The 17,656-nt window shown below is 60.2% G+C and carries 17 protein-coding genes and 2 pseudogenes; 11 read left to right on the plus strand and 8 right to left on the minus strand.

Annotated elements, in window-relative coordinates:
* Positions 1–12: 12 nt before the first annotated feature.
* Together thiD and PYH37_RS04500 are read right to left on the minus strand one after the other, a co-directional pair.
* Complete coding sequence (thiD, locus tag PYH37_RS04495; protein ID WP_280732230.1) at positions 13–813, minus strand: bifunctional hydroxymethylpyrimidine kinase/phosphomethylpyrimidine kinase; 801 nt, start codon at positions 811–813, stop codon at positions 13–15.
* Positions 814–836: 23 nt separating this feature from the next.
* Positions 837–1,079, minus strand: a pseudogene (locus PYH37_RS04500) (GNAT family N-acetyltransferase); the annotation flags it as partial.
* Positions 1,080–1,370: 291 nt separating this feature from the next.
* Here PYH37_RS04500 and PYH37_RS04505 point away from each other — a divergent pair.
* Positions 1,371–2,030: a peroxiredoxin gene (locus PYH37_RS04505; RefSeq protein WP_280732231.1), complete on the plus strand. Its 660-nt coding sequence runs from the start codon at positions 1,371–1,373 to the stop codon at positions 2,028–2,030.
* A 106-nt stretch (positions 2,031–2,136) separates the two neighbouring features.
* Here the strand turns inward: PYH37_RS04505 and PYH37_RS04510 are convergent, their stop codons facing one another.
* Entirely contained in the window at positions 2,137–3,144 is a 1,008-nt protein-coding gene (locus tag PYH37_RS04510; RefSeq protein WP_280732232.1) for a serine hydrolase domain-containing protein, read from the minus strand.
* A gap of 247 nt (positions 3,145–3,391) precedes the next feature.
* On the opposite strand from PYH37_RS04510, the gene PYH37_RS04515 reads away from it, so the two are divergent.
* Complete coding sequence (locus PYH37_RS04515; RefSeq protein WP_280732233.1) at positions 3,392–3,886, plus strand: acyl-CoA thioesterase; 495 nt, start codon at positions 3,392–3,394, stop codon at positions 3,884–3,886.
* A 63-nt stretch (positions 3,887–3,949) separates the two neighbouring features.
* Here the strand turns inward: PYH37_RS04515 and PYH37_RS04520 are convergent, their stop codons facing one another.
* Positions 3,950–4,171: a hypothetical protein gene (locus PYH37_RS04520; protein WP_280732234.1), complete on the minus strand. Its 222-nt coding sequence runs from the start codon at positions 4,169–4,171 to the stop codon at positions 3,950–3,952.
* Positions 4,172–5,150: 979 nt separating this feature from the next.
* On the opposite strand from PYH37_RS04520, the gene PYH37_RS04525 reads away from it, so the two are divergent.
* Both PYH37_RS04525 and PYH37_RS04530 read left to right on the plus strand, forming a co-directional pair.
* A complete protein-coding gene (locus PYH37_RS04525) occupies positions 5,151–6,026 on the plus strand; it encodes a LysR family transcriptional regulator (RefSeq protein ID WP_280732527.1) in 876 nt (291 codons plus the stop codon).
* A gap of 184 nt (positions 6,027–6,210) precedes the next feature.
* The gene (locus PYH37_RS04530) at positions 6,211–6,372 is read left to right on the plus strand and encodes a Thivi_2564 family membrane protein (protein ID WP_280732235.1); all 162 of its coding nucleotides are present in this window, start codon (positions 6,211–6,213) and stop codon (positions 6,370–6,372) included.
* Positions 6,373–7,246: 874 nt separating this feature from the next.
* Here the strand turns inward: PYH37_RS04530 and PYH37_RS04535 are convergent.
* The gene (locus tag PYH37_RS04535) at positions 7,247–7,591 is read right to left on the minus strand and encodes a hypothetical protein (RefSeq protein WP_280732236.1); all 345 of its coding nucleotides are present in this window, start codon (positions 7,589–7,591) and stop codon (positions 7,247–7,249) included.
* 233 nt (positions 7,592–7,824) lie between these two features.
* Positions 7,825–9,033, minus strand: coding sequence for an MFS transporter (locus PYH37_RS04540; RefSeq protein ID WP_280732237.1), 1,209 nt, complete (start codon positions 9,031–9,033; stop codon positions 7,825–7,827).
* A gap of 74 nt (positions 9,034–9,107) precedes the next feature.
* Between PYH37_RS04540 and PYH37_RS04545 the strand changes: the two genes are divergently transcribed.
* Positions 9,108–10,094 carry an AraC family transcriptional regulator gene (locus tag PYH37_RS04545; RefSeq protein ID WP_280732238.1) on the plus strand — a complete coding sequence of 329 codons (987 nt, stop codon included), beginning with the start codon at positions 9,108–9,110 and terminating at the stop codon, positions 10,092–10,094.
* Positions 10,095–10,329: 235 nt separating this feature from the next.
* Here PYH37_RS04545 and PYH37_RS32390 read toward each other — a convergent pair.
* Positions 10,330–10,435, minus strand: a pseudogene (locus tag PYH37_RS32390) (DUF1236 domain-containing protein); the annotation flags it as partial.
* A 338-nt stretch (positions 10,436–10,773) separates the two neighbouring features.
* Between PYH37_RS32390 and PYH37_RS04550 the strand changes: the two are divergent.
* The gene (locus tag PYH37_RS04550; RefSeq protein ID WP_280732239.1) at positions 10,774–11,868 is read left to right on the plus strand and encodes a glycosyltransferase family 4 protein; all 1,095 of its coding nucleotides are present in this window, start codon (positions 10,774–10,776) and stop codon (positions 11,866–11,868) included.
* Positions 11,869–11,872: 4 nt separating this feature from the next.
* Here PYH37_RS04550 and PYH37_RS04555 read toward each other — a convergent pair whose 3' ends face one another.
* Positions 11,873–12,787 (minus strand): LysR family transcriptional regulator, encoded by a 915-nt coding sequence (locus PYH37_RS04555; protein ID WP_280732240.1) that lies wholly within the window; start codon positions 12,785–12,787, stop codon positions 11,873–11,875.
* Positions 12,788–12,933: 146 nt separating this feature from the next.
* On the opposite strand from PYH37_RS04555, the gene PYH37_RS04560 reads away from it, so the two are divergent.
* The 5 genes from PYH37_RS04560 to PYH37_RS04580 all read left to right on the plus strand — a co-directional run bounded on the left by PYH37_RS04560 (position 12,934) and on the right by PYH37_RS04580 (position 17,656).
* On the plus strand, positions 12,934–13,776 hold the full coding sequence (locus PYH37_RS04560; protein ID WP_280732241.1) for an NAD(P)H-dependent oxidoreductase: 843 nt from the start codon (positions 12,934–12,936) through the stop codon (positions 13,774–13,776).
* A 133-nt stretch (positions 13,777–13,909) separates the two neighbouring features.
* Positions 13,910–14,926, plus strand: a complete 1,017-nt coding sequence (locus tag PYH37_RS04565) for a helix-turn-helix domain-containing protein (RefSeq protein ID WP_280732242.1) — start codon at positions 13,910–13,912, stop codon at positions 14,924–14,926.
* Positions 14,927–15,024: 98 nt separating this feature from the next.
* Positions 15,025–15,810, plus strand: coding sequence for an efflux RND transporter periplasmic adaptor subunit (locus PYH37_RS04570; protein WP_280732243.1), 786 nt, complete (start codon positions 15,025–15,027; stop codon positions 15,808–15,810).
* Positions 15,807–16,517, plus strand: a complete 711-nt coding sequence (locus PYH37_RS04575; protein ID WP_280732244.1) for an ABC transporter ATP-binding protein — start codon at positions 15,807–15,809, stop codon at positions 16,515–16,517. Before PYH37_RS04570 ends, PYH37_RS04575 begins: the two co-directional genes overlap by 4 nt.
* Entirely contained in the window at positions 16,514–17,656 is a 1,143-nt protein-coding gene (locus PYH37_RS04580; RefSeq protein WP_280732245.1) for an ABC transporter permease, read from the plus strand. Before PYH37_RS04575 ends, PYH37_RS04580 begins: the two co-directional genes overlap by 4 nt.

Raw genomic sequence — 17,656 nt, forward strand, 5'->3', positions numbered from 1 at the left:
TCGAAGAAGAGATCACGCCCGCCACCAGCGGTGGAAGTGGTGCACGGGTCCCCGCCCTCGCCCCACCTTCAACTCGTCGGAGGCAGCAATAGCGCCGTGCAGATAGGTCTTGGCGGTGCGCACTGCCTCCGTTAGTGGCTGCCCGAGCGCAAGACCGGCGGCAATCGCGGCTGAGAGCGTGCAGCCGGTGCCGTGATCGTTGTGCGTTTCGACCCGCGGCGCCGGAAGCCGGATCAGACCGTCGCCGTCGAAGAAAAGATCGGTAGCCTCGCCGCTCTTCAAATGCCCTCCCTTGACCAGAACCGAATGCGCGCCGGTTTTCAAGATCGCTTCTGCCTGACGCGCCATCTCCGCTTCATCCGCGGCGACCGAGCGACCGGTCAGCAGAGCTGCCTCGGCCAAATTGGGAGTGACGACGAGCGCCAATGGCAGGAGTTCCTTCACCAAAGCCTCAAGCGCATCCGGTTGCAGCAGCCGATCGCCGGAGGTCGCCACCATAACCGGATCGACGACAGCCCGCCTGCCGAACCGCTGCAACGCGTCGGCTATTGCGGCGATCGTCTCCGAGCGCGAGACCATGCCGACCTTTGCTGCTGCCACGTCGAGATCGGAAAACACGGCATCGATTTGCGCCGCGACCATTTTCGGAGAGATATCCTCGACGGCGCTTACGCCCTTCGTGTTCTGGGCCGTGATCGCAGTAATGACGCTGGCGCCGTAAACGCCGAGCGCCGAAAAGGTCTTGAGATCGGCTTGGATGCCGGCGCCGCCGCCCGAATCCGATCCGGCTATGGTTAAAGCGATTGCTGTCATGCGACCCTCCCCTGCGCGTTTCAGATATCGCTGATGGTGTCGTCAGCATGCTCACAGGCACCGAGGCCAACAGGTTCTCCATGAACTTCAGCGACTAAAACTCGCGAACCCAGTTCCCGCAGGAATGGCAGGAATGGATTATTTTGCTCGAGTGCCATCGCAACGGCCACTGGCACATGCGGTTTTATTCCCTTGCGCCATGCTGCAAGACCAATTTCAGCAAGAGCATTTACGTCATCGGACCGGGCGGAACGGACCACTATCATCTTGGCTTTCTTTCCCGGGAGGTTCTTCTTTCAGAAGCGGCATGCTAGGCTCGATAGGGGCCATTTATCAGGAACAGACCGCTTGCAGCTACTGCTTTTTACCCGAAGCGGTGGATGATATGTTGGACCCGGTTCGCTTCACCGAGGCTTTCGTCGAGGAGCTTGACAGGCTCTGCAGGATCTCTCGCCCTTGCCATTCTTTTTACGATTGGCGATCGCGTGTTTCCTCCTCGAAAGTCTCGCGGTTGCGCGATCCTTAGCGAAATTTTGCCGAACCGAAAGGAGCAACCCATGAGCCTCCGCATCAACGAGACTGCCCCAGATTTCACCGCCGAGACCACGCATGGCACGATCAATTTCCATGAATGGATTGGCGATGGCTGGGCTGTCCTTTTCTCCCACCCGAAGAATTTCACGCCCGTATGCACCACCGAACTCGGCGCCATGGCCGGCATCGAGAACGAATTTCGCAAGCGGGGCGTGAAGATCATCGGCATCTCGGTCGATCCGGTCGAAAGCCACGACAAATGGAAGAGCGACATCAAGCTCGCAACGGGTTTCGATGTCGATTACCCGCTGATCGGCGATCGCGATCTCAAAGTCGCCAAGCTCTACGATATGCTGCCCGCCGGGGCCGGCGACACCTCGGAGGGCCGCACGCCCGCCGATAACGCGACCGTGCGTTCGGTCTATGTCATCGGTCCTGACAAGAAGATCAAGCTGATCCTCACCTATCCGATGACGACGGGCCGCAACTTCAACGAAATCCTGCGCGCCATCGACTCGATCCAGCTGACTGCCAAGCATCAGGTGGCAACTCCGGCGAACTGGCAGCAGGGAGAAGATGTCATCATCACCGCGGCCGTGTCCAACGAGGACGCCATCCAGCGTTTCGGTTCGTTCGATACCGTTCTTCCCTATCTGAGGAAGACCAAGCAGCCGACGGCATAAGGCAACGGAGCGGCTCGTACAGCGCGCCTGGGATTATCGAAGGGAGCCGGTCACACCCGCGAGAAGTCGACACCACGGCTTTTCGCGGGTTTTCGCTTCGACAGGATCAGGAGGTTCGTGCCACCGCGATAATCTCCGCCAGCAAGCCGTGCAGAGTGTCGCGGTATCCGTTACGGGCGGAGGGTTCGTTCTCCTCCGACGTCATGACGACGGTGAGCTTCAGCGACGGCACTATATAAAGCATCTGGCCGCCATATCCCCAGGCGAAGTAAACATCCTCTCCAGCAATCCGCCGGTTGAACCAGCCGTAGCCGTAAGCGTCGCCGGAAAAGCGCGAAATCGTGTGCGCCTGCCACGAACGCTCTATCCAATCCGCGGGAACGATCTGCTGGCCGGCAGTCGTGCGGCCGCTGTTGCGGTAAAGCTCACCGAAGGCAAGGAGCGAGCGGGCGCTCATCGCCATCTGGTTTCCGCCAAGGTAAATGCCTTGTGGATCGCGATCCCAGGCGCCGATCCGGAAGCCCTCGACCGGGTCGAGCCAGTCACGCGCCAGAGCCAGGGTTGATTTGCCACTCACTTTAGTCAGGATCGCCGAAAGGAGATGGGTCGATGCTGTCGAATAGAGCATCCGTCCTCCCGGTTCATCGTCGAAAGGTTGGGCAAGGGCGAAGCGCACCCAATTGCGGCTGGAAACCCAGCGACCGTAATTCGGTCCCGACATCCGGCCTAGCCCCGCCTGCATCGAAAGCAGGTTGCCAATAGTGATCTCGTTTATCCTCGCGTCCGCCGATGGCGGCAGATCGGATTTCAGGATAGGCGCGATCTTCTGGTCCGGACCCTCGAGTAGACCCTTGCTGATCGCTATTCCGACGAGCGCCGATACGATCGATTTCGATGCGGATTTAATATTGGTCGATCCCGAGGGGCTGTAGCCGCGATAACCCTGCTCGGCGATGATCTTGCCGTCGCGCGCAACGATTACAGTTTTCAGCGTCCTCAGATCGCCCCGAGTTGCAACGCTCTTCAACAACGAAGAGACTGAGGATGTTTCCTGCGCGGCGGCAGGCGACAAAAATACGATGAACGACAGAAGAGCGGCTATGAGGTTAGGCATTCCTCCCACCTAGAGCGAAGGGGCGGGGAAGTCATCAGCCGCGGCCGAAGGTCACGATGATGTGAACCCAGACGGGGTTTGAATAACGTAGAGCGGACCGTTGCTTGCGTGGTGTAGAGCGTGCCCCGTTATTGGCGGATCGGCCGAGTGAAATTGAGCATATTTCGCGAATTCGCAATCTCACTCACGAAATACAAAGAACTGATAGACAGCATGTCAAGTGGGGATCATCCGGAGACGAAGAGAGATGCATGAGATTAATGATACGAGCCAAGTCGAGATGGTCGTCCTGATGACGCCCGACATGGCCAACTTCAGTGGTAACGTTCACGGCGGAGCACTCCTCAACCTGCTGGACCGGGTCGCCTTCTCCTGTGCATCGCGTTACTCAAAGCAATATGCCGTAACGTTATCCGTCGATCAGGTCGTGTTCCGTCAGCCGATCCATGTCGGCGAACTGGTGACCTTCCGAGCCTCGATCAATCACGCCGGCCGCACATCCATGGAAGTCGGCATCAGGGTTGAAGCGGAGAATATCCGGACGGGCGAGCGGCGGCATACGAACTCGTGCTACTTCACCATGGTTGCCGTCGATGCGCAGGGACGTCCAACGACGGTCCCTCCATATGTACCGGAGCCCGGCGTCCGGGAACGTCGCCAGCGCGCCGCGGAGGTGCGGCGGGCTCTGCGGCGGGAGTTCGAGGAGCGCTTCAAGGCAGCAGGTTCTACGACGGAGGGTTGATGCCGGCTCGAGAGAATGCCCGTCGGGCAAACACTGAGAGGCCGAGAGCCGGGTGCATCCTTGTCATCGGACCGGCAAGAAATTGAGCTTGTGCCCGGTCAGCACGAGGGAAATCCGGTCGCCATCGGTAGGCTTCGGCGGCTCGGCCGCTTCCAAGTAGAATTTCGCCGGCGCCGTGAGAGCGAACCACAGGCCTGCTCCGACAATAAAATAGGCCGCCTCCTGATCCGCCGCTTGCATGACGAGCGAGAGGAACGGCGACACGAGCAGCACGGTCAGCCGCAACGACCACTCCGTCTCCCTCTTTAGCAGCGCACGCGCTCGAAGCGCTTTATACGAGTGGAAATCGTATTCATGACCCTCTCGCCGCGATGAAGGCAGAAGCCTCCACGCCGACGGGATTGCCAGCGCCACGAGTGCAAACTGGCTGAGCAAAAGCGATCCGTTGTCGAGGATTAGACCGCTGGCGATCAGCAGACATGACAAGACCGCAACGTTCCAACACGGCTCCAGAATTTCCGGCCTTAGGCCGGTTCGCGAATGCCAGGCGTTCAATGTCCGAGCCGCACAATTCAGCAAAGGTTGATCGATGTTTCGGTCGATCCATCCCATATATTCGTCCCCCGTCAGTCCGCGAAGCACAAACCATCGAATTTAGCCCGTCCGATGGCGGAGTGGGTCGAGGAACCGATTATCCGACAAAAAAACGGCGAGCACCGATTGCTTTGGGAACGTCGAACCTCATCACGCTCGTCCCCTCCCCGACGACAAAAGCCGATGAGCGAAAGCGCCGTTAGCGGCTCACTGCACGAGCCGCTTGAGGAGCGCTCACAGGGCGAGCGACATCGACAAGAGTAAACTGACTGCAGAGGCCCAGGCACAATCCTCCTGATCACCCCCTGTTGCGGCAACTTAGAGCTGTCTCGCAGCGCAACCATCTTGAACTTTGGGTTGGCAACCCAAGGCGCCTCGCGCTGGCCTGTAGGCCGTTTGCCGACGATCGGCCGCCGACCACCCATTTTGCCGGATCCTGGCAGACGTTTCGATTAGCTTTAACAGCCATCCCAACCCCTCCCATTCTGCGCTATCGAGCGGGTCGGCAAAGGCATCGGCGCGTTGTCTGCGCTGCTGGCGCAGGAGTTCCCTATATAAGATCGTCCAATCGAGTAGCATTGTCGTTTCTCCTGGAAGTATCGCGGCACCCAGGAGGTGGTACGTGACCAACGGCGGATGTAGACGCAGAAACGAAAGGCATCTTTCACCAATGAAAGTCGAAAACTGGGAAGATCTTCGCCTGTTCTTCCACGTGGCCCAGGAAGGCGGGCTTGCGGGTGCTGCCGAGAAGACCGGTCTTAGTGCACCGACCATCGGGCGGCGCATGCTCGCGCTTGAGCGCTCGACTGGCCGGGCGCTCTTTGTGCGCGCGAGGACGGGATACGGACTCGCACCCGACGGCCAGATGTTGCTCGACCGCGTCTTGGCGATGCAAGCGGCGGCACAGGATATCGCCAACTGGCACGAGAAGGTGCTTTCAATGCCAATCGTGCGGGTTCTCTTAGACAGCGCTCTATCGCACTTCACGGCAGAGAGGTTGCGACACTTTTGGACGCCCCACGACGAATTTCGGATGTGCTTCAAGAGCTCCGACGAGGACATCCATCTGACCCACCGCGATGCCGATATCGGTCTCTGCGGTCAAAGGCCGAAAACGGGCAACGTCGCGGCCCGCCGATCGGTCGCTGTCGCTTATGCGCCTTATTGTGCACAGGGTTTCGACCATCGCCGTCACTGCAATTGGGTGTCGCTCGGAACGGATGTCGCCAATCAGCCTTGGATGCGCTGGGCATTCGAGCAGTCGGACCGGTGGATCACGAACTGGGTGAACACACCGCGAATGATGTTTGATCTGGTGAAGGCTGGAGCGGGAATTGGGGTTATGCCCTGTTTCATCGGCGACAGCGACCCCAGCTTCGTCCGGGCGGGGCCGGTCATCGAGAAGCTCAGCCATGACCTATGGATTGTGCTACATGATGACGAACGGTCCCGAGAGGACGTGCGCACGGTTGCAGACCGGCTTTCGGCGCTGCTGGCAGCGAACGCCTCGCTCTTTTCCGGAGGGGACGGGCGCGATCCGTTGTAGTGGCGGGCGGGCCTGGGGTGGCGGCCGTCCGAACCGCTGCGGCCACGGCGCCCGCTAATGGCGGCGCCCTGCGCTATCCGGCGGGCGAGACGCTCGAGCCGATTACAACGCAAGGGTCTTTCCTTCCATTCCTTCTCCCATAGGTAAGCTTTGTAGCCAAACCTCTTCAACAGGAGCGGAGTATATGTCCCTACTGATTAGCGTGCTCGTGACGTTTCTCGTCGTCGTTCTGGTGCTTTATCTCGTCAATCGGCTTCCGATGGACGGACGCACGAAGCAAATAGTACAAGTCATCGTCATTATCATCGGCGTCCTGTCACTACTGAGATATCTGGCTTTGTTCTGACTGCTGATCAGGTCTTGATGGGCACATTGCGCGTCATCAAGATCACTCATCGGCACGACACCTCCGCAGGTGATTGCGTCTGGTCTCACCCCATGAGGTCTTCCATGGTCGTCGGCGGAGGAGATCCGCTCTCGTCCCGAAATCTATTTTGTGGTGATGCCGTGATCTGGGGCACCGTCACTCGACCAGCAAGAGCAGGGAACGCCTGCCGGACCGGTGCCGTAAAAGCATTTGGTCAAGCGGGTGGTGCACTGGCGCGGCGTGTCTTCCGCAGCCGCCGACTTTGGCGTGCTCATATTTGGCTTGGTGCTTGCGGGCTTGGCGCCATCGGTAGATGCCGTGCATCCGGTGACGAATAACGCCAGGAGGGTTATCAGAGGCGGGATACGCTTCACACTCATATGATTGTCCGTTGGTTCGGTTACAGCCGCGGCTAGAAATCGGGAACCCTGCACCCGTATTCAGGACAAGGCGCGTCGTCAATTGGGAGCCGGTCTCAGCAATCGTGAAATTTGGGGCGAGAGGGTATTACCCAGAGGGGAACGTGATAGACAGGAACGTGATGCCGCGCTGCTATCGAGCCACTTGGCGCCATGCGTGCAGCCACGGTTATCTGGCCCGGCGACGAAAAACGGTGAGGGAACGGCAGCCTTCGCCGTTAGGAAAACGCACGATTCGAGGAGTTGACTTGGTGCTCTCGCCGCATCACCCGCGCGGCCGAAATCGCGGACGGAAACGATGCCCTCGAAGATTCGGCAATAAAGATGGCCCAAATTTATGCGCAGCAGCGCCTGAGAGGTCAGATCGCTGCCGCTACGCGAGACTCGTGGTGGAGCCCCGATATATGACCGCCGCTCCTCGGCTCCTCCAAGGCTTAGCCTATTCGCGGGCAACCTCGACGATTTGCGAAATAGACCGTCGTGTAGTTACCACGACGGCTAACGCCATCGACGACAACCTGTCTCCGCGTCACGTCTTGTACCTCTGGGTCGCGAATTCCAAGCCTATAGGCACGACGAATCGCTTGCCGCTCGCTACAGCGCCCGCGATAGTCGTCGTCATCATAGTATCTTCGGGGGGATTCGCGAAAATCCAGATCCGGGCCGCCCGGTCCAATGTATAGGTCCAGCCCCTGCGCCGACGGCACAGACGGCAACGCGATCATGGTGCCGACGCCGACCAACACCGTTGCTAGAACCTTACCGATTGTCCTCTTCATGGCTCTCTCCTCTGATCGATTATTTAAGCGAGAGCTAATGCCATCTCAACGAAATGATCACCAATAGGTTCCCCAGACCACGGCGCTAATTCGCAGGCGATTGCCAGCAGGTCTTTCGGTGGCAATCGCCGTCGCCGGCATTTGCGGCGTGCCTCATCCTCGCTGAAGGACATTCTTATAAAGACGATGCAATAGACTGGGATTCATCCATCTTTTCTTATGGAATGCTCTGCTCACTCCCGGATGCTTCGCCTGGATGCCAGAACGTAGAGTCCGCTGGCAAGCGTTGCGGCGGCGCAGTAGGTGATCGCACCAAGCGGCCCGAAGCCATCCACGAAGAGACCGCCCAGAACGGCCCCGCTGGCGATGGCGACCTGAAACGTCGCGACGATCAGGCCGCCGGTGCTTTCCGCATGGTCGGGGGCAGCGCGCACCATCCAAGTCTGGACAGCCACCGGCAATGCTCCGAACGCGAAGCCCCAGAGCGTCACGGAAGCCGCCGCGACGATGTCGTTCGCTCCAAAGGCCACCAATGCGAGCGCCATTGCCGCTATGAGCAGAGTGCCAAGGCTGACGGCGGCCGTGATGCTGCGCTCGATGACAAAGCCGCCTGCGAGATTGCCGAAAAAGCCGCCGACGCCATAGGCCAGCAGGATCAACGAGATCGATTCGATACCGAATCCAGGCACCTTCTCCAGGAACGGGCGGACATAGGTGAAACCAGCGAAGTGGCCCGACACGAAGAGCAGGACGGTGACGATGCCGATGCGGATGCTCGGCCTGCGCAGGAGGTCGAGCAGAAGCTTAGGGCTCGGCGCCGATTGCGGCGGCAGACACGGCACACTCGTAACTTGAACCAGCAGCGTCACCGCGCCGAGCGCAGCGGCCACCCAGAAGGCGGCGCGCCATCCCCAGAGATCGCCTATATAGGCGCCGACAGGCGCGGCGCAGACCGTCGCAAGCGATACGCCGGTGAAGATGATCGACATGGCACGTGGCACGAGACGCATCGGCACGAGACGCAATGCGATGGCCGCCATCATCGACCAGAAGCCGCCAAGTCCGATGCCGAGTACGATCCGGGCGGCAAGAAGCATCGTGAGATTGGTGGCAAGCGCCGCGAGCAAGCTGGAGACGATCAGCGCAAGGCTGAAGCCCCACAGCACGAGCCGGCGATCAAAGTTGCGCGTGAAGATCGCAATGGTCGGCGCCGCGATGGCGCCGACGACAGCGGTCGCCGTGACAGCTTGCCCGGCCGTACCGTCGCTGATGCCGAGATCGGCCGCCATCGGCGTCAGGATACTGGCCGGGAGAAACTCCGCGGTGACGAGACCGAACACGCCAAGCGCTAGCGACACGACGCCGGCCCAGGCGGGATCGCTTCGCTCTTCGCCCGCCGCCGGTGAAAGTCCGGCCTCCAGGATTGTAGCTGTTTGTGACATATGAGCAGGCTCCGCTATGGGTCTGCTTTAGATAGGCCGTGACGCATTGGACATTCCATGTTAGAAATTCTGTAATGCTTGATCATTCGTCCAAATATGCGGCTGACTCCTCGGGAGATTCCCTGACCGACATGCTGAGGGGCCTGCGCCTTGACGGCGTCGACTACGGCCGCTGCGAACTGGCCGCGCCATGGGGCATTTTCTTTCCGGCGCAGGAGGCGGCGCGATTCCACTTCATCTGCGGCGCCTGCTGGTTGCGCGTTCCGGACGGCGAATGGATCGAGTTGAAACGTGGAGACGCCGTGCTTCTCCCACGTGGCGGCGAGCACGCGTTGGCGAGTTCACCCGGTGAGAAGCTGTCTCCTCTCGAGGCATACTCGGTTCAAGAGGTGTGCAAATGCGTCTACGACGTCTGCGGAGGCGGGCGAGGACCGAGCACAATTTTGTTCTGCGGGAGCCTGAAGTTCAATCTGGATGCCATGCAACCGCTGTTGCGCATGATGCCCGAGGTTATGCGCATCGACGCGCTCACCGCCAGCGAGCCGGCGATCCCGCACCTGCTCGATGCCATGGCGCGGGAGGTCGGCGCCAGCCGCGTCGGCTCAGGCGGCGTACTGGCGCGGCTTGCCGATGTGCTGGCCGCCCTGATCATACGCTCCTGGGTGGAGAACGGATGCGGCGACACGAGCGGCTGGATGGCGGCGGTGCGGCATCCAGGCATAGGGCGCGTCATGGCGGCGATTCATCTCGATCCCGAGAAGAACTGGACCGTAGGCTCGCTCGCCAAAGTGATGGGGGCCTCCCGCTCCGGCTTCGCCCAACTGTTTGCTTCGGTGGTCGGAGAGACGCCGGCACGCTACCTGACGCAAGTGCGCATGCACCAGGCGCGGCAGTGGCTAACCCGCGATCGCATGCGCATCTCCGTCGCAGCGCGGCGTCTTGGCTATGACTCAGAAGCAGCCTTCAGCCGCGCCTTCAAGCGCGTTATCGGCGTGCCGCCAAGCCACTATCGAAGCGCAGAGCCTTCGGCACCGGCAACATTCGGCATTGGTGCTGATTGATCTTCGACGGCTCCAATCGGCAAACCCGGGCGATCTCAGGAACTGCAGCCCTTCGATGCTTGTCCGGTCTCATCTACCTGTTGTTAAGATCGGTCCCCCTACTGCATGTTCCCTTAAATCGGAACCGATTTAAGGGCGAAAACATGCAGCGATTCAAAGTGCTACAGCGGCCTTAGTGCGTCTGAAAAGACGCACGGCGCTGTAGGACAGCGGACCCTGGCTGCGCGTCGGCGCGCTAGGTGACGATGACCACCACCTCTCAGTGTCCAAGGCTCGATGATAACTATTCGGCCGTGCGCCAGCACGAAGAACAAATAGCCCTCATACGCCGGCACGATCTCTGGGTTGCCCCACCTTGAACATCAGGCTGCTGCTGCTGGTCAGGCTGTTGCCCTGTTCCATGCCAGTTTGCGGGCATTCCGCACCACAAGCCGGAACTTACATTGCGTTGGGTTTTGCACGTTCGATTTTGCAGGAAACATGTGCCGCCGCACCTCTTCCGGCCAGGGACAGTTGCATCGATTCTGTTTGCTTCGCCTATTTGTACGCATCCGGCCGGCAGACCAGCGAACCGTACTCCAGGGACGGAACAAGAGTCGCTCTCGACAATTGTCTCAACAGAACTTGCGTATAAACGGAGGCACATGGCGGGCTGCTTCCCTCGATAGGAGTTTTCGCAATGAAGATTGCGCAGATTGCACCACTTGCGGAGCGAGTTCCGCCCAAGCTTTATGGAGGTACTGAACGAATTGTTTCCTATCTCACCGAGGAATTGGTCCGGCAAGGTCATGACGTAACTCTCTTTGCCAGCGGCGACTCGCTCACGAAAGCCAAACTGGTGCCATGTTCCGAGGTCGCACTGAGGCTCAACGCGGCCGTAAGCGATCCGATTCCTCATCTAGCCGCTATGATCGAGGAGGTTCGCCGCCACGCGCAGGAGTTCGACGTGTTGCACTTCCATATCGAATTTCTGCATTTCCCTTTGATCAGGGATTTCGCCGATCGCACCGTCACGACGCTTCACGGCCGTCTCGATCTGCCTGACCTTCAGCCCTTCTATCGCGCTTTTCCTGAAATTCCGGTGGTGTCCATTTCGAATGACCAGCGGCAGCCGATGCCCCCCGTCAACTGGAGAGGAACCGTCTATCATGGCCTGGACGAGAATGTCTTGCCGTTCACCGAAAAGCCTCACAGCGGCTATCTGGCGTTCCTCGGGCGCATTTCGCCGGAGAAGGGGGCCGATCGTGCCATCGAGATCGCCGATCGAGTCGGGATGCGCTTGAAGATCGCCGCGAAGGTGGACACGCAAGATAAGTGTTATTGGCAAACCGTGATCGAACCCATGGTGGCGAGCCATCCCAACGTCGAATACATGGGCGAGATAGACGAACGTGAGAAAGCCGACTTCCTCGGCAATGCAGCCGCGATGCTTTTTCCGATCGATTGGCCCGAACCGTTCGGCCTGGTGATGATTGAATCGATGGCATGTGGCACCCCTGTGCTCGCCTTTCGTTGCGGTTCGGCGCCAGAGGTGATCGACGACGGTGTCTCGGGAATCTTGGTCGATACGATGCCCGAAGCGATCGAGAAGCTGGAAGCGGTGCTAAGCCTCGACAGGCGAAAGGTTCGCGGTGCCTTCGAAAGGCGCTTTACCGCCGAGCGCATGACCCAGGACTATTTGGAAATCTACCGCAACCTCCCTGGCGTTTGCAGGCAGGCAGCCGCGGCTCATGCGCCTGAAGAAGAAAGTATCGCCCTGAAGGTCGCGTGGTGAGCCGTCAAGGCGCAATGGAACCGTTGTTTGCGACAGTTGCGATTCGCTCTCGCAGCCAGCGCTGAACCGGGTGCGTCGTCGTCCTGTCGTGCCAAACCATAGCTATCTCGAAGCCCGGAACGGCTATCGGCGGCTCCAGGATCTGCAGCTGATCCGAGCGATCGCGTGCAATTCGATGGGGAACCAGCGCGATCATGTCCGACCGTACGATGATCTCCGGAACAATAAGAAAACCGGGAGCGGATAGAACGACGCGGCGGCTACGGCCTGCTGCTTCGAGCGCCACGTCGGTCGCCCCGATAAAACCACCGCCCTGAGGGGAGACAACCACATGATCGAGTGCGCAGAATACATCGAGGTCGATGCTTCCCTGCACGACCGGGTGATCGGAGCGCGCAATCGCAACGTACCGTTCACGAAACAGTTTTCTCATGCGCAGCAGTTCAGGCGCGCTCTCCGGCGTCATGAGCGCCAGATCCACTTCGCCTCGCTCCATCTGAGCCGTTAGCGCCGATGCATCGATGGTCCGCCAAACGATCCTCACTCCTGGTGCCTCGGTCCGAAACACTCGGGCAAGACGCATCAGGATTGAATACTGGCCATAGTCACTTGCTGAGATCGTTATCGTAGCGACCGCGCTGGACGGATCAAATGGGGTGCCTTCCGCGACGACCCGGCGAACTGCTTCCAATGCTTCATGAAGTGGCGCCTGCAGCTCCAGCGCGCGTTGAGTCGGCACCATGCCGCGCTGGGCCGGCAACAGCAACTGGTCCTCGAGGATCTCCCTCAACCGCGTGAGCCGCGCAGATAGTGCCGGTTGGCTCAGGTTCAGCCGCTTGGCGGCACGCGTGACGTTTCGCTCGGCGAGCAGCGTGTCCAGCGTGACGAGCAGGTTCAGATCGAGCCGTTCGATATCCATGAAAATTATACCAACGCATCAAAACTTCGATTTCAGAAATAGCAGTGGGAGGCCCACATGATCAATCCTGGGATTCAAGGGTGACGAGGCGGGTGCATCGCCATCACCAAACCCAACCCAAAGAAACTGATCGAGGAACATACTGAATGAGCAACATTCTCATCGTCCATGCGCATCCGGAACCGAAATCGCTAACCAGCGCGCTGAAGGATTTGGCTGTCGACACCCTCACCGCCCAAGGGCATACAGTGCGGGTCTCCGATCTCTATCAGTCCGGCTGGAAAGCGGTCGCGGATCGAGGGGATTTCATCGAGCAAGGTCGACCGGACCGTCTCAGCTACGTAGCCGAATCGCGCCATGCTTTTGCTTCAGGTACCCAGTCCCCTGACATAGATGCCGAGCAGCGAAAGCTACTATGGGCGGACGCCGTTCTATTGAGTTTTCCAATGTGGTGGTTTGGCATGCCTGCCATTTTGAAAGGCTGGGTTGACCGGGTCTTCGCATATGGCTTCGCCTATGGAGTCGGTGTCCACGGCGGCGAGAGATGGGGCGATCGCTACGGAGAAGGCGTCCTCAGCGGACGCCGCGCCATGCTCACCGTGACGATTGGCGGCCGCGAGCCTCACTATGGCGCGCGCGGAGTGAATGGCCGACTCGACGACCTCCTTTGGCCCATTCAGCATGGCGTTCTCTTCTACCCGGGTCTTGAAGTCGTTCCGCCCTTCGCCGTTTACCAGAGTGATCGGCTGGCGGACACCGAATGGCCAGCCGTCGCTGACGCCTATAAGCGCCGCATCGCCGGCCTCTTCAATGACAGGCCAATCGCGTTCCGCACTCAGAATGGCGGCCACTATGATGGCCAGCAGGTCCTGAAGCCGGGTCTGGGTGCCAGCGAGAGCGGCACGCGTATCCACCTCGTTCAGCCAGGCGATCCCGAGGAGGTTCTCGATGGCCCTGTACCGGACCGCATTGCACTCGGCGCCCGATAATCAGGGGCGAAAGATGCTGGCGCGGGACTGACGGCGCCGCCTTCGACCTAAAACACGATTGAGGTCGCGGGAAGTCATGGTTTCTGTGATGATGTAAGAAACTATACCTCCCGCCACTCTCATCGTATCCTTCATGCTGTTCATCCCTTTTCCCTTCGTTGTTGCCATCCTGCTCCTCGTTCTCTTCGTCACCATGGTCAGGCGGGAGGATGAAGCGTCGCCGAACCTGCCGTTTCTGGCGCTGATCCTGATCAGCGCGTTTCAATCGCTGCTTTCAGGTCTACGCTGGGGTTACGGGGTCCATGGCGTCATGTACGTCGCACCCGTGGTCGCGGCGACAGTGCCGCCGCTTGCCTACGGAGGCGTCTCGAGACTGGTGCGGAGGAGCCGCCGATCCTGGTTGTCGCGGATCGGACTGCACGCCCTTCCAGCGGCCGTCATCATCGTACTCGTGGCGGCATGGCGGGACGCCATCGACGTCGCATTGGTCCTGATCTTCGTCGGCTATGCCGCGGCGATCCTCTTCCTGATGCGGCCGGGCGCGGACGCGCTTCGCCTCGCGCCTTTCGAGGGAGCGGTTTCCGCCTATCGCGCGATCATATTCACGGCGGTGGGGCTGCTCTTGTCGGCGGCGGTCGATACCTTCGTGTTTCTCGATCTGGCATGGGCCGATGGCGAGCGTGCGGTGACGGTCATCACCTTCGGGAACCTCGCGGCGCTGCTTATCCTCGCAGTTGCGGCCGCCGCGGCGAGCCGCAGCCGCACTCCTGTCGAAACTATCGACATCGCACCAAAGCCCGAAACAGCGGAGGACAAGCAAACCATCGCCATGGTTCAGGCGCTGATGGAGACGAAGCACATCTATCGCGACGCCAATCTCAACCTCGAGCGACTGGCCCGCAAGGTAGGTATCCCCGCACGGCAGATCTCGGGAGCGATAAACCGGGCGACGGCCAACAATGTCTCTCAATACGTCAACGAGTACCGGATCGTCGAGGCATGCCGTCTGCTCGCTGAGTCGGAAAAATCCGTGACCGAAATCATGTTTGACGTCGGCTTCCAGACCAAGTCCAATTTCAACCGCGAATTCCGTCGCGTCACCGACATGACGCCGTTGGAATGGAGAGAGAGGAAGGCGCCGCAGTCCTGACGGCGGCTTGATCGTGCATCGAGTATCAAATCGCGATCAAGCACGATCTCAAACGCGTTCCAAGTCGCGATTTCAGCCGGGCCGGCCATCCTGTCGGCATGAACACGACCACTGAATACGACCGCAAACTCGCCGACACGCTCAGGTCGCTTTCTCTTGAGCCTGTAACAGACGAATTCGAGCCGCCGAAGCGAAGCTCCCGGCGGCTTCTCATCCTCGGTTGCGTTCTTGCGCTGGTAACCGCCACTTCTTTTGTTGTCTTAGCATTGCATCGGCCGGATGCGGCCGAACGTATCAAAACCGTTCTCTTCGCCGCGCCGAAGACGGCGGGGAATCCGGCGGTGTCCTATAAAGACGCCGACGCGTCATCTGAGCATGCGAAGATGCAGCAGAAGGCGCGTGAAGGAGCGCAATCGGCCGTTCCAACTTCAGTCCTCGTTACTCGAGACGTGACGGGCTCAGGCTACGTGGTCGCGCCGCACTTCACGACCGTCTATTCCAAATATGAAGGCAGGATCGTCGGCGTCGCCGTCGACGTGGGTGATAAGGTCGAGGCTGGACAGGTGTTGGTCACCCTCGACGATGCCAGCGCTCGCCTTTCTCTCGAGGAGGCGAGAGCTGCGAACATTTCGGCTGAACTGGTGCTTGCCTCCAGGCAAATCGATCTGGCGCAGGCACGCTCCTCGCTTGATCGCGTCAAAGTTCTCAGTGCCAGGGACGCTGCGTCCAAACAGCAGCTTGAAGACGCATGCGCGGCGTGGGAGCGCGCAGCGAGCAATGTCATCGCGCCTCCCTCCGGTATCCGCCCGAACATGGCCGCGCGTATCCGCATTCCCGTCATCCTCCCAAACCCCGATGACCACCATGGAGACACCGTAAAATGACAGTCACCGGACAGGAAGAGCCATATATCGAGCTGAAAGGCGTCAGCAAGGGATACAGCATCGGCGGAGAGACGATATCGATTTTCTCAGACCTGAACCTGACGATAGCGCGCGGCGATTTCGTCGCCGTCATGGGACCATCCGGATCGGGAAAATCTACGCTCCTGAACATGTTGAGCGGCATCGATGGTCCTGATGCCGGAGAGCTGCGCATCGGCAGGAACCGCCTCGAACGAATGGGCGAAAACGCCCGGTCGTCCTGGCGGGCCCACCACATGGGCATCGTCTTCCAGTTCTACAACTTGCTGCCTATGCTCAACACGGCGGACAACGTCAAATTGCCGTTGCTGCTCAAACCCTTATCCCACAAGGAGCGGCGGATGCGGGTCGACAAGGCCCTCGATCTGGTAGGGCTCGCCGGCCGACAGACGCAATATCCGGCCACTATGTCCGGCGGGCAGCAGCAACGCGTCGGCATCGCCCGCGCCATCGTCGCCGATCCTGGCCTGTTGCTCTGCGACGAGCCGACCGGCGATCTCGACCGCAAGTCGGCGGACGATATCCTGGAGATGCTGCGGCTCCTCAATCGCGAGCTGAACAAGACGATCGTCATGGTCACGCACGATCTGCAAGCCGCCCTCTCCGCCAGACGCACGCTGCATCTCGACAAGGGTGAGTTCATCGAGCAGGAGAGGTCGGCGCAATGACATTCTTCAAGCTTGCAAGGAAGAACGCCTGGCGAAAGCCCATACGAACTATGCTCGTCATGTTCTGCGTCGCCGTCGCCTTCCTGGTCTATGGCCTGACCGCGAGCTTCCTCGACGGGACGCAAGGTTCTGCGGGTGCGAGCGATGACATACTCGGCGTGATGAACAGCGCGGGGCGAACACAGCCCTTGCCCATGGCCCATATGACGCGGATAGCCGCGACTCCCGATGTCGCCGCGGTTGCCTACATGGCGCGCATGCGCGGCTTCGTGGATGTCGAGAGGAATGTCGTCGCCATAAGCGCCGCCGATCCCGCGTTACTGGCAGCCGTCAACGGCAAGGAACTGGGCCTGACGTCGCCGCTGCTTGACGCGATCGGCGAGGCTCGCGATCGGGTGCTGGTCGGGCGCGCACTCGCTAGGACGCAGGGCTGGTCCGTCGGCCAGCGCGTCGCGGTGGCTGCGTTCCAGACCGTGAGGGAGGATGGCAGCCGCAACTGGAGCTTCGAGGTCGCCGGCATCTTCGAGGGCGAGAGTGCGAGCACCGATACCTATTTCATGATCGCCCGCTATGACTACGTCAACGCCGCCCGGGCGCGGGGCAAGGACACCGTGGACGCCTTCATCGTCCGCCCGCGTGCAACAGTCTCACCGGGATTGCTCGCCGCCCGCATCGACGCGCTCTTCGCCAACTCGGCCGCGGCGACGAAGACGCAGTCGGAAAAGCAGTTCCTCGAAGCCTTCCTCCGCCAATACGCCGATACCGGCCTGATCGTCGGTCTGGTCGTCGGCGCGGCTTTCGTCACCATCCTGATGATCGTCATCAACACTATGGTCTTCGCCGTGCGCGAACGGACCTTCGAGATCGGCCTCCTGAAGACGCTGGGCTTTTCGCGCCTGCGGATCATGACGCTGGTCCTCGGCGAGACGCTGTTCATATTCGCCGTGGGCGGATTTGCGGGGCTCGCCGTGGCGAAGCTTGCAACTTTGTTGGCCGGTCCGACGCTTGGACTGGTTTTCTCCGGCCTGGTGCTCGCGAAAGCCACGGCCATCATCATCGCCCTTGGTCTCGCGACCGGCGCCCTCCCGGCCTTCAACGCAATGCGAACTCCGATCGTCACCGCCTTTCGAACGAGGTAG

Origin of the sequence: Sinorhizobium numidicum, from assembly GCF_029892045.1 — a bacterium.
GTDB classification, from domain to species: Bacteria; Pseudomonadota; Alphaproteobacteria; order Rhizobiales; family Rhizobiaceae; genus Sinorhizobium; species Sinorhizobium numidicum.

Coding starts and splice junctions, on each gene's coding strand:
- PYH37_RS04510 (WP_280732232.1), bottom strand. CDS start 3,144: ATGCCTAACCTCATAGCCGCTCTTCTGTCGTTCATCGTATTTTTGTCG.
- thiD (WP_280732230.1), bottom strand. CDS start 813: ATGACAGCAATCGCTTTAACCATAGCCGGATCGGATTCGGGCGGCGGC.
- PYH37_RS04505 (WP_280732231.1), top strand. CDS start 1,371: ATGAGCCTCCGCATCAACGAGACTGCCCCAGATTTCACCGCCGAGACC.
- PYH37_RS04545 (WP_280732238.1), top strand. CDS start 9,108: ATGCTTGATCATTCGTCCAAATATGCGGCTGACTCCTCGGGAGATTCC.
- PYH37_RS04560 (WP_280732241.1), top strand. CDS start 12,934: ATGAGCAACATTCTCATCGTCCATGCGCATCCGGAACCGAAATCGCTA.
- PYH37_RS04530 (WP_280732235.1), top strand. CDS start 6,211: ATGTCCCTACTGATTAGCGTGCTCGTGACGTTTCTCGTCGTCGTTCTG.
- PYH37_RS04540 (WP_280732237.1), bottom strand. CDS start 9,033: ATGTCACAAACAGCTACAATCCTGGAGGCCGGACTTTCACCGGCGGCG.
- PYH37_RS04575 (WP_280732244.1), top strand. CDS start 15,807: ATGACAGTCACCGGACAGGAAGAGCCATATATCGAGCTGAAAGGCGTC.
- PYH37_RS04565 (WP_280732242.1), top strand. CDS start 13,910: ATGCTGTTCATCCCTTTTCCCTTCGTTGTTGCCATCCTGCTCCTCGTT.
- PYH37_RS04535 (WP_280732236.1), bottom strand. CDS start 7,591: ATGAAGAGGACAATCGGTAAGGTTCTAGCAACGGTGTTGGTCGGCGTC.
- PYH37_RS04525 (WP_280732527.1), top strand. CDS start 5,151: ATGAAAGTCGAAAACTGGGAAGATCTTCGCCTGTTCTTCCACGTGGCC.
- PYH37_RS04555 (WP_280732240.1), bottom strand. CDS start 12,787: ATGGATATCGAACGGCTCGATCTGAACCTGCTCGTCACGCTGGACACG.
- PYH37_RS04515 (WP_280732233.1), top strand. CDS start 3,392: ATGCATGAGATTAATGATACGAGCCAAGTCGAGATGGTCGTCCTGATG.
- PYH37_RS04570 (WP_280732243.1), top strand. CDS start 15,025: ATGAACACGACCACTGAATACGACCGCAAACTCGCCGACACGCTCAGG.
- PYH37_RS04580 (WP_280732245.1), top strand. CDS start 16,514: ATGACATTCTTCAAGCTTGCAAGGAAGAACGCCTGGCGAAAGCCCATA.
- PYH37_RS04550 (WP_280732239.1), top strand. CDS start 10,774: ATGAAGATTGCGCAGATTGCACCACTTGCGGAGCGAGTTCCGCCCAAG.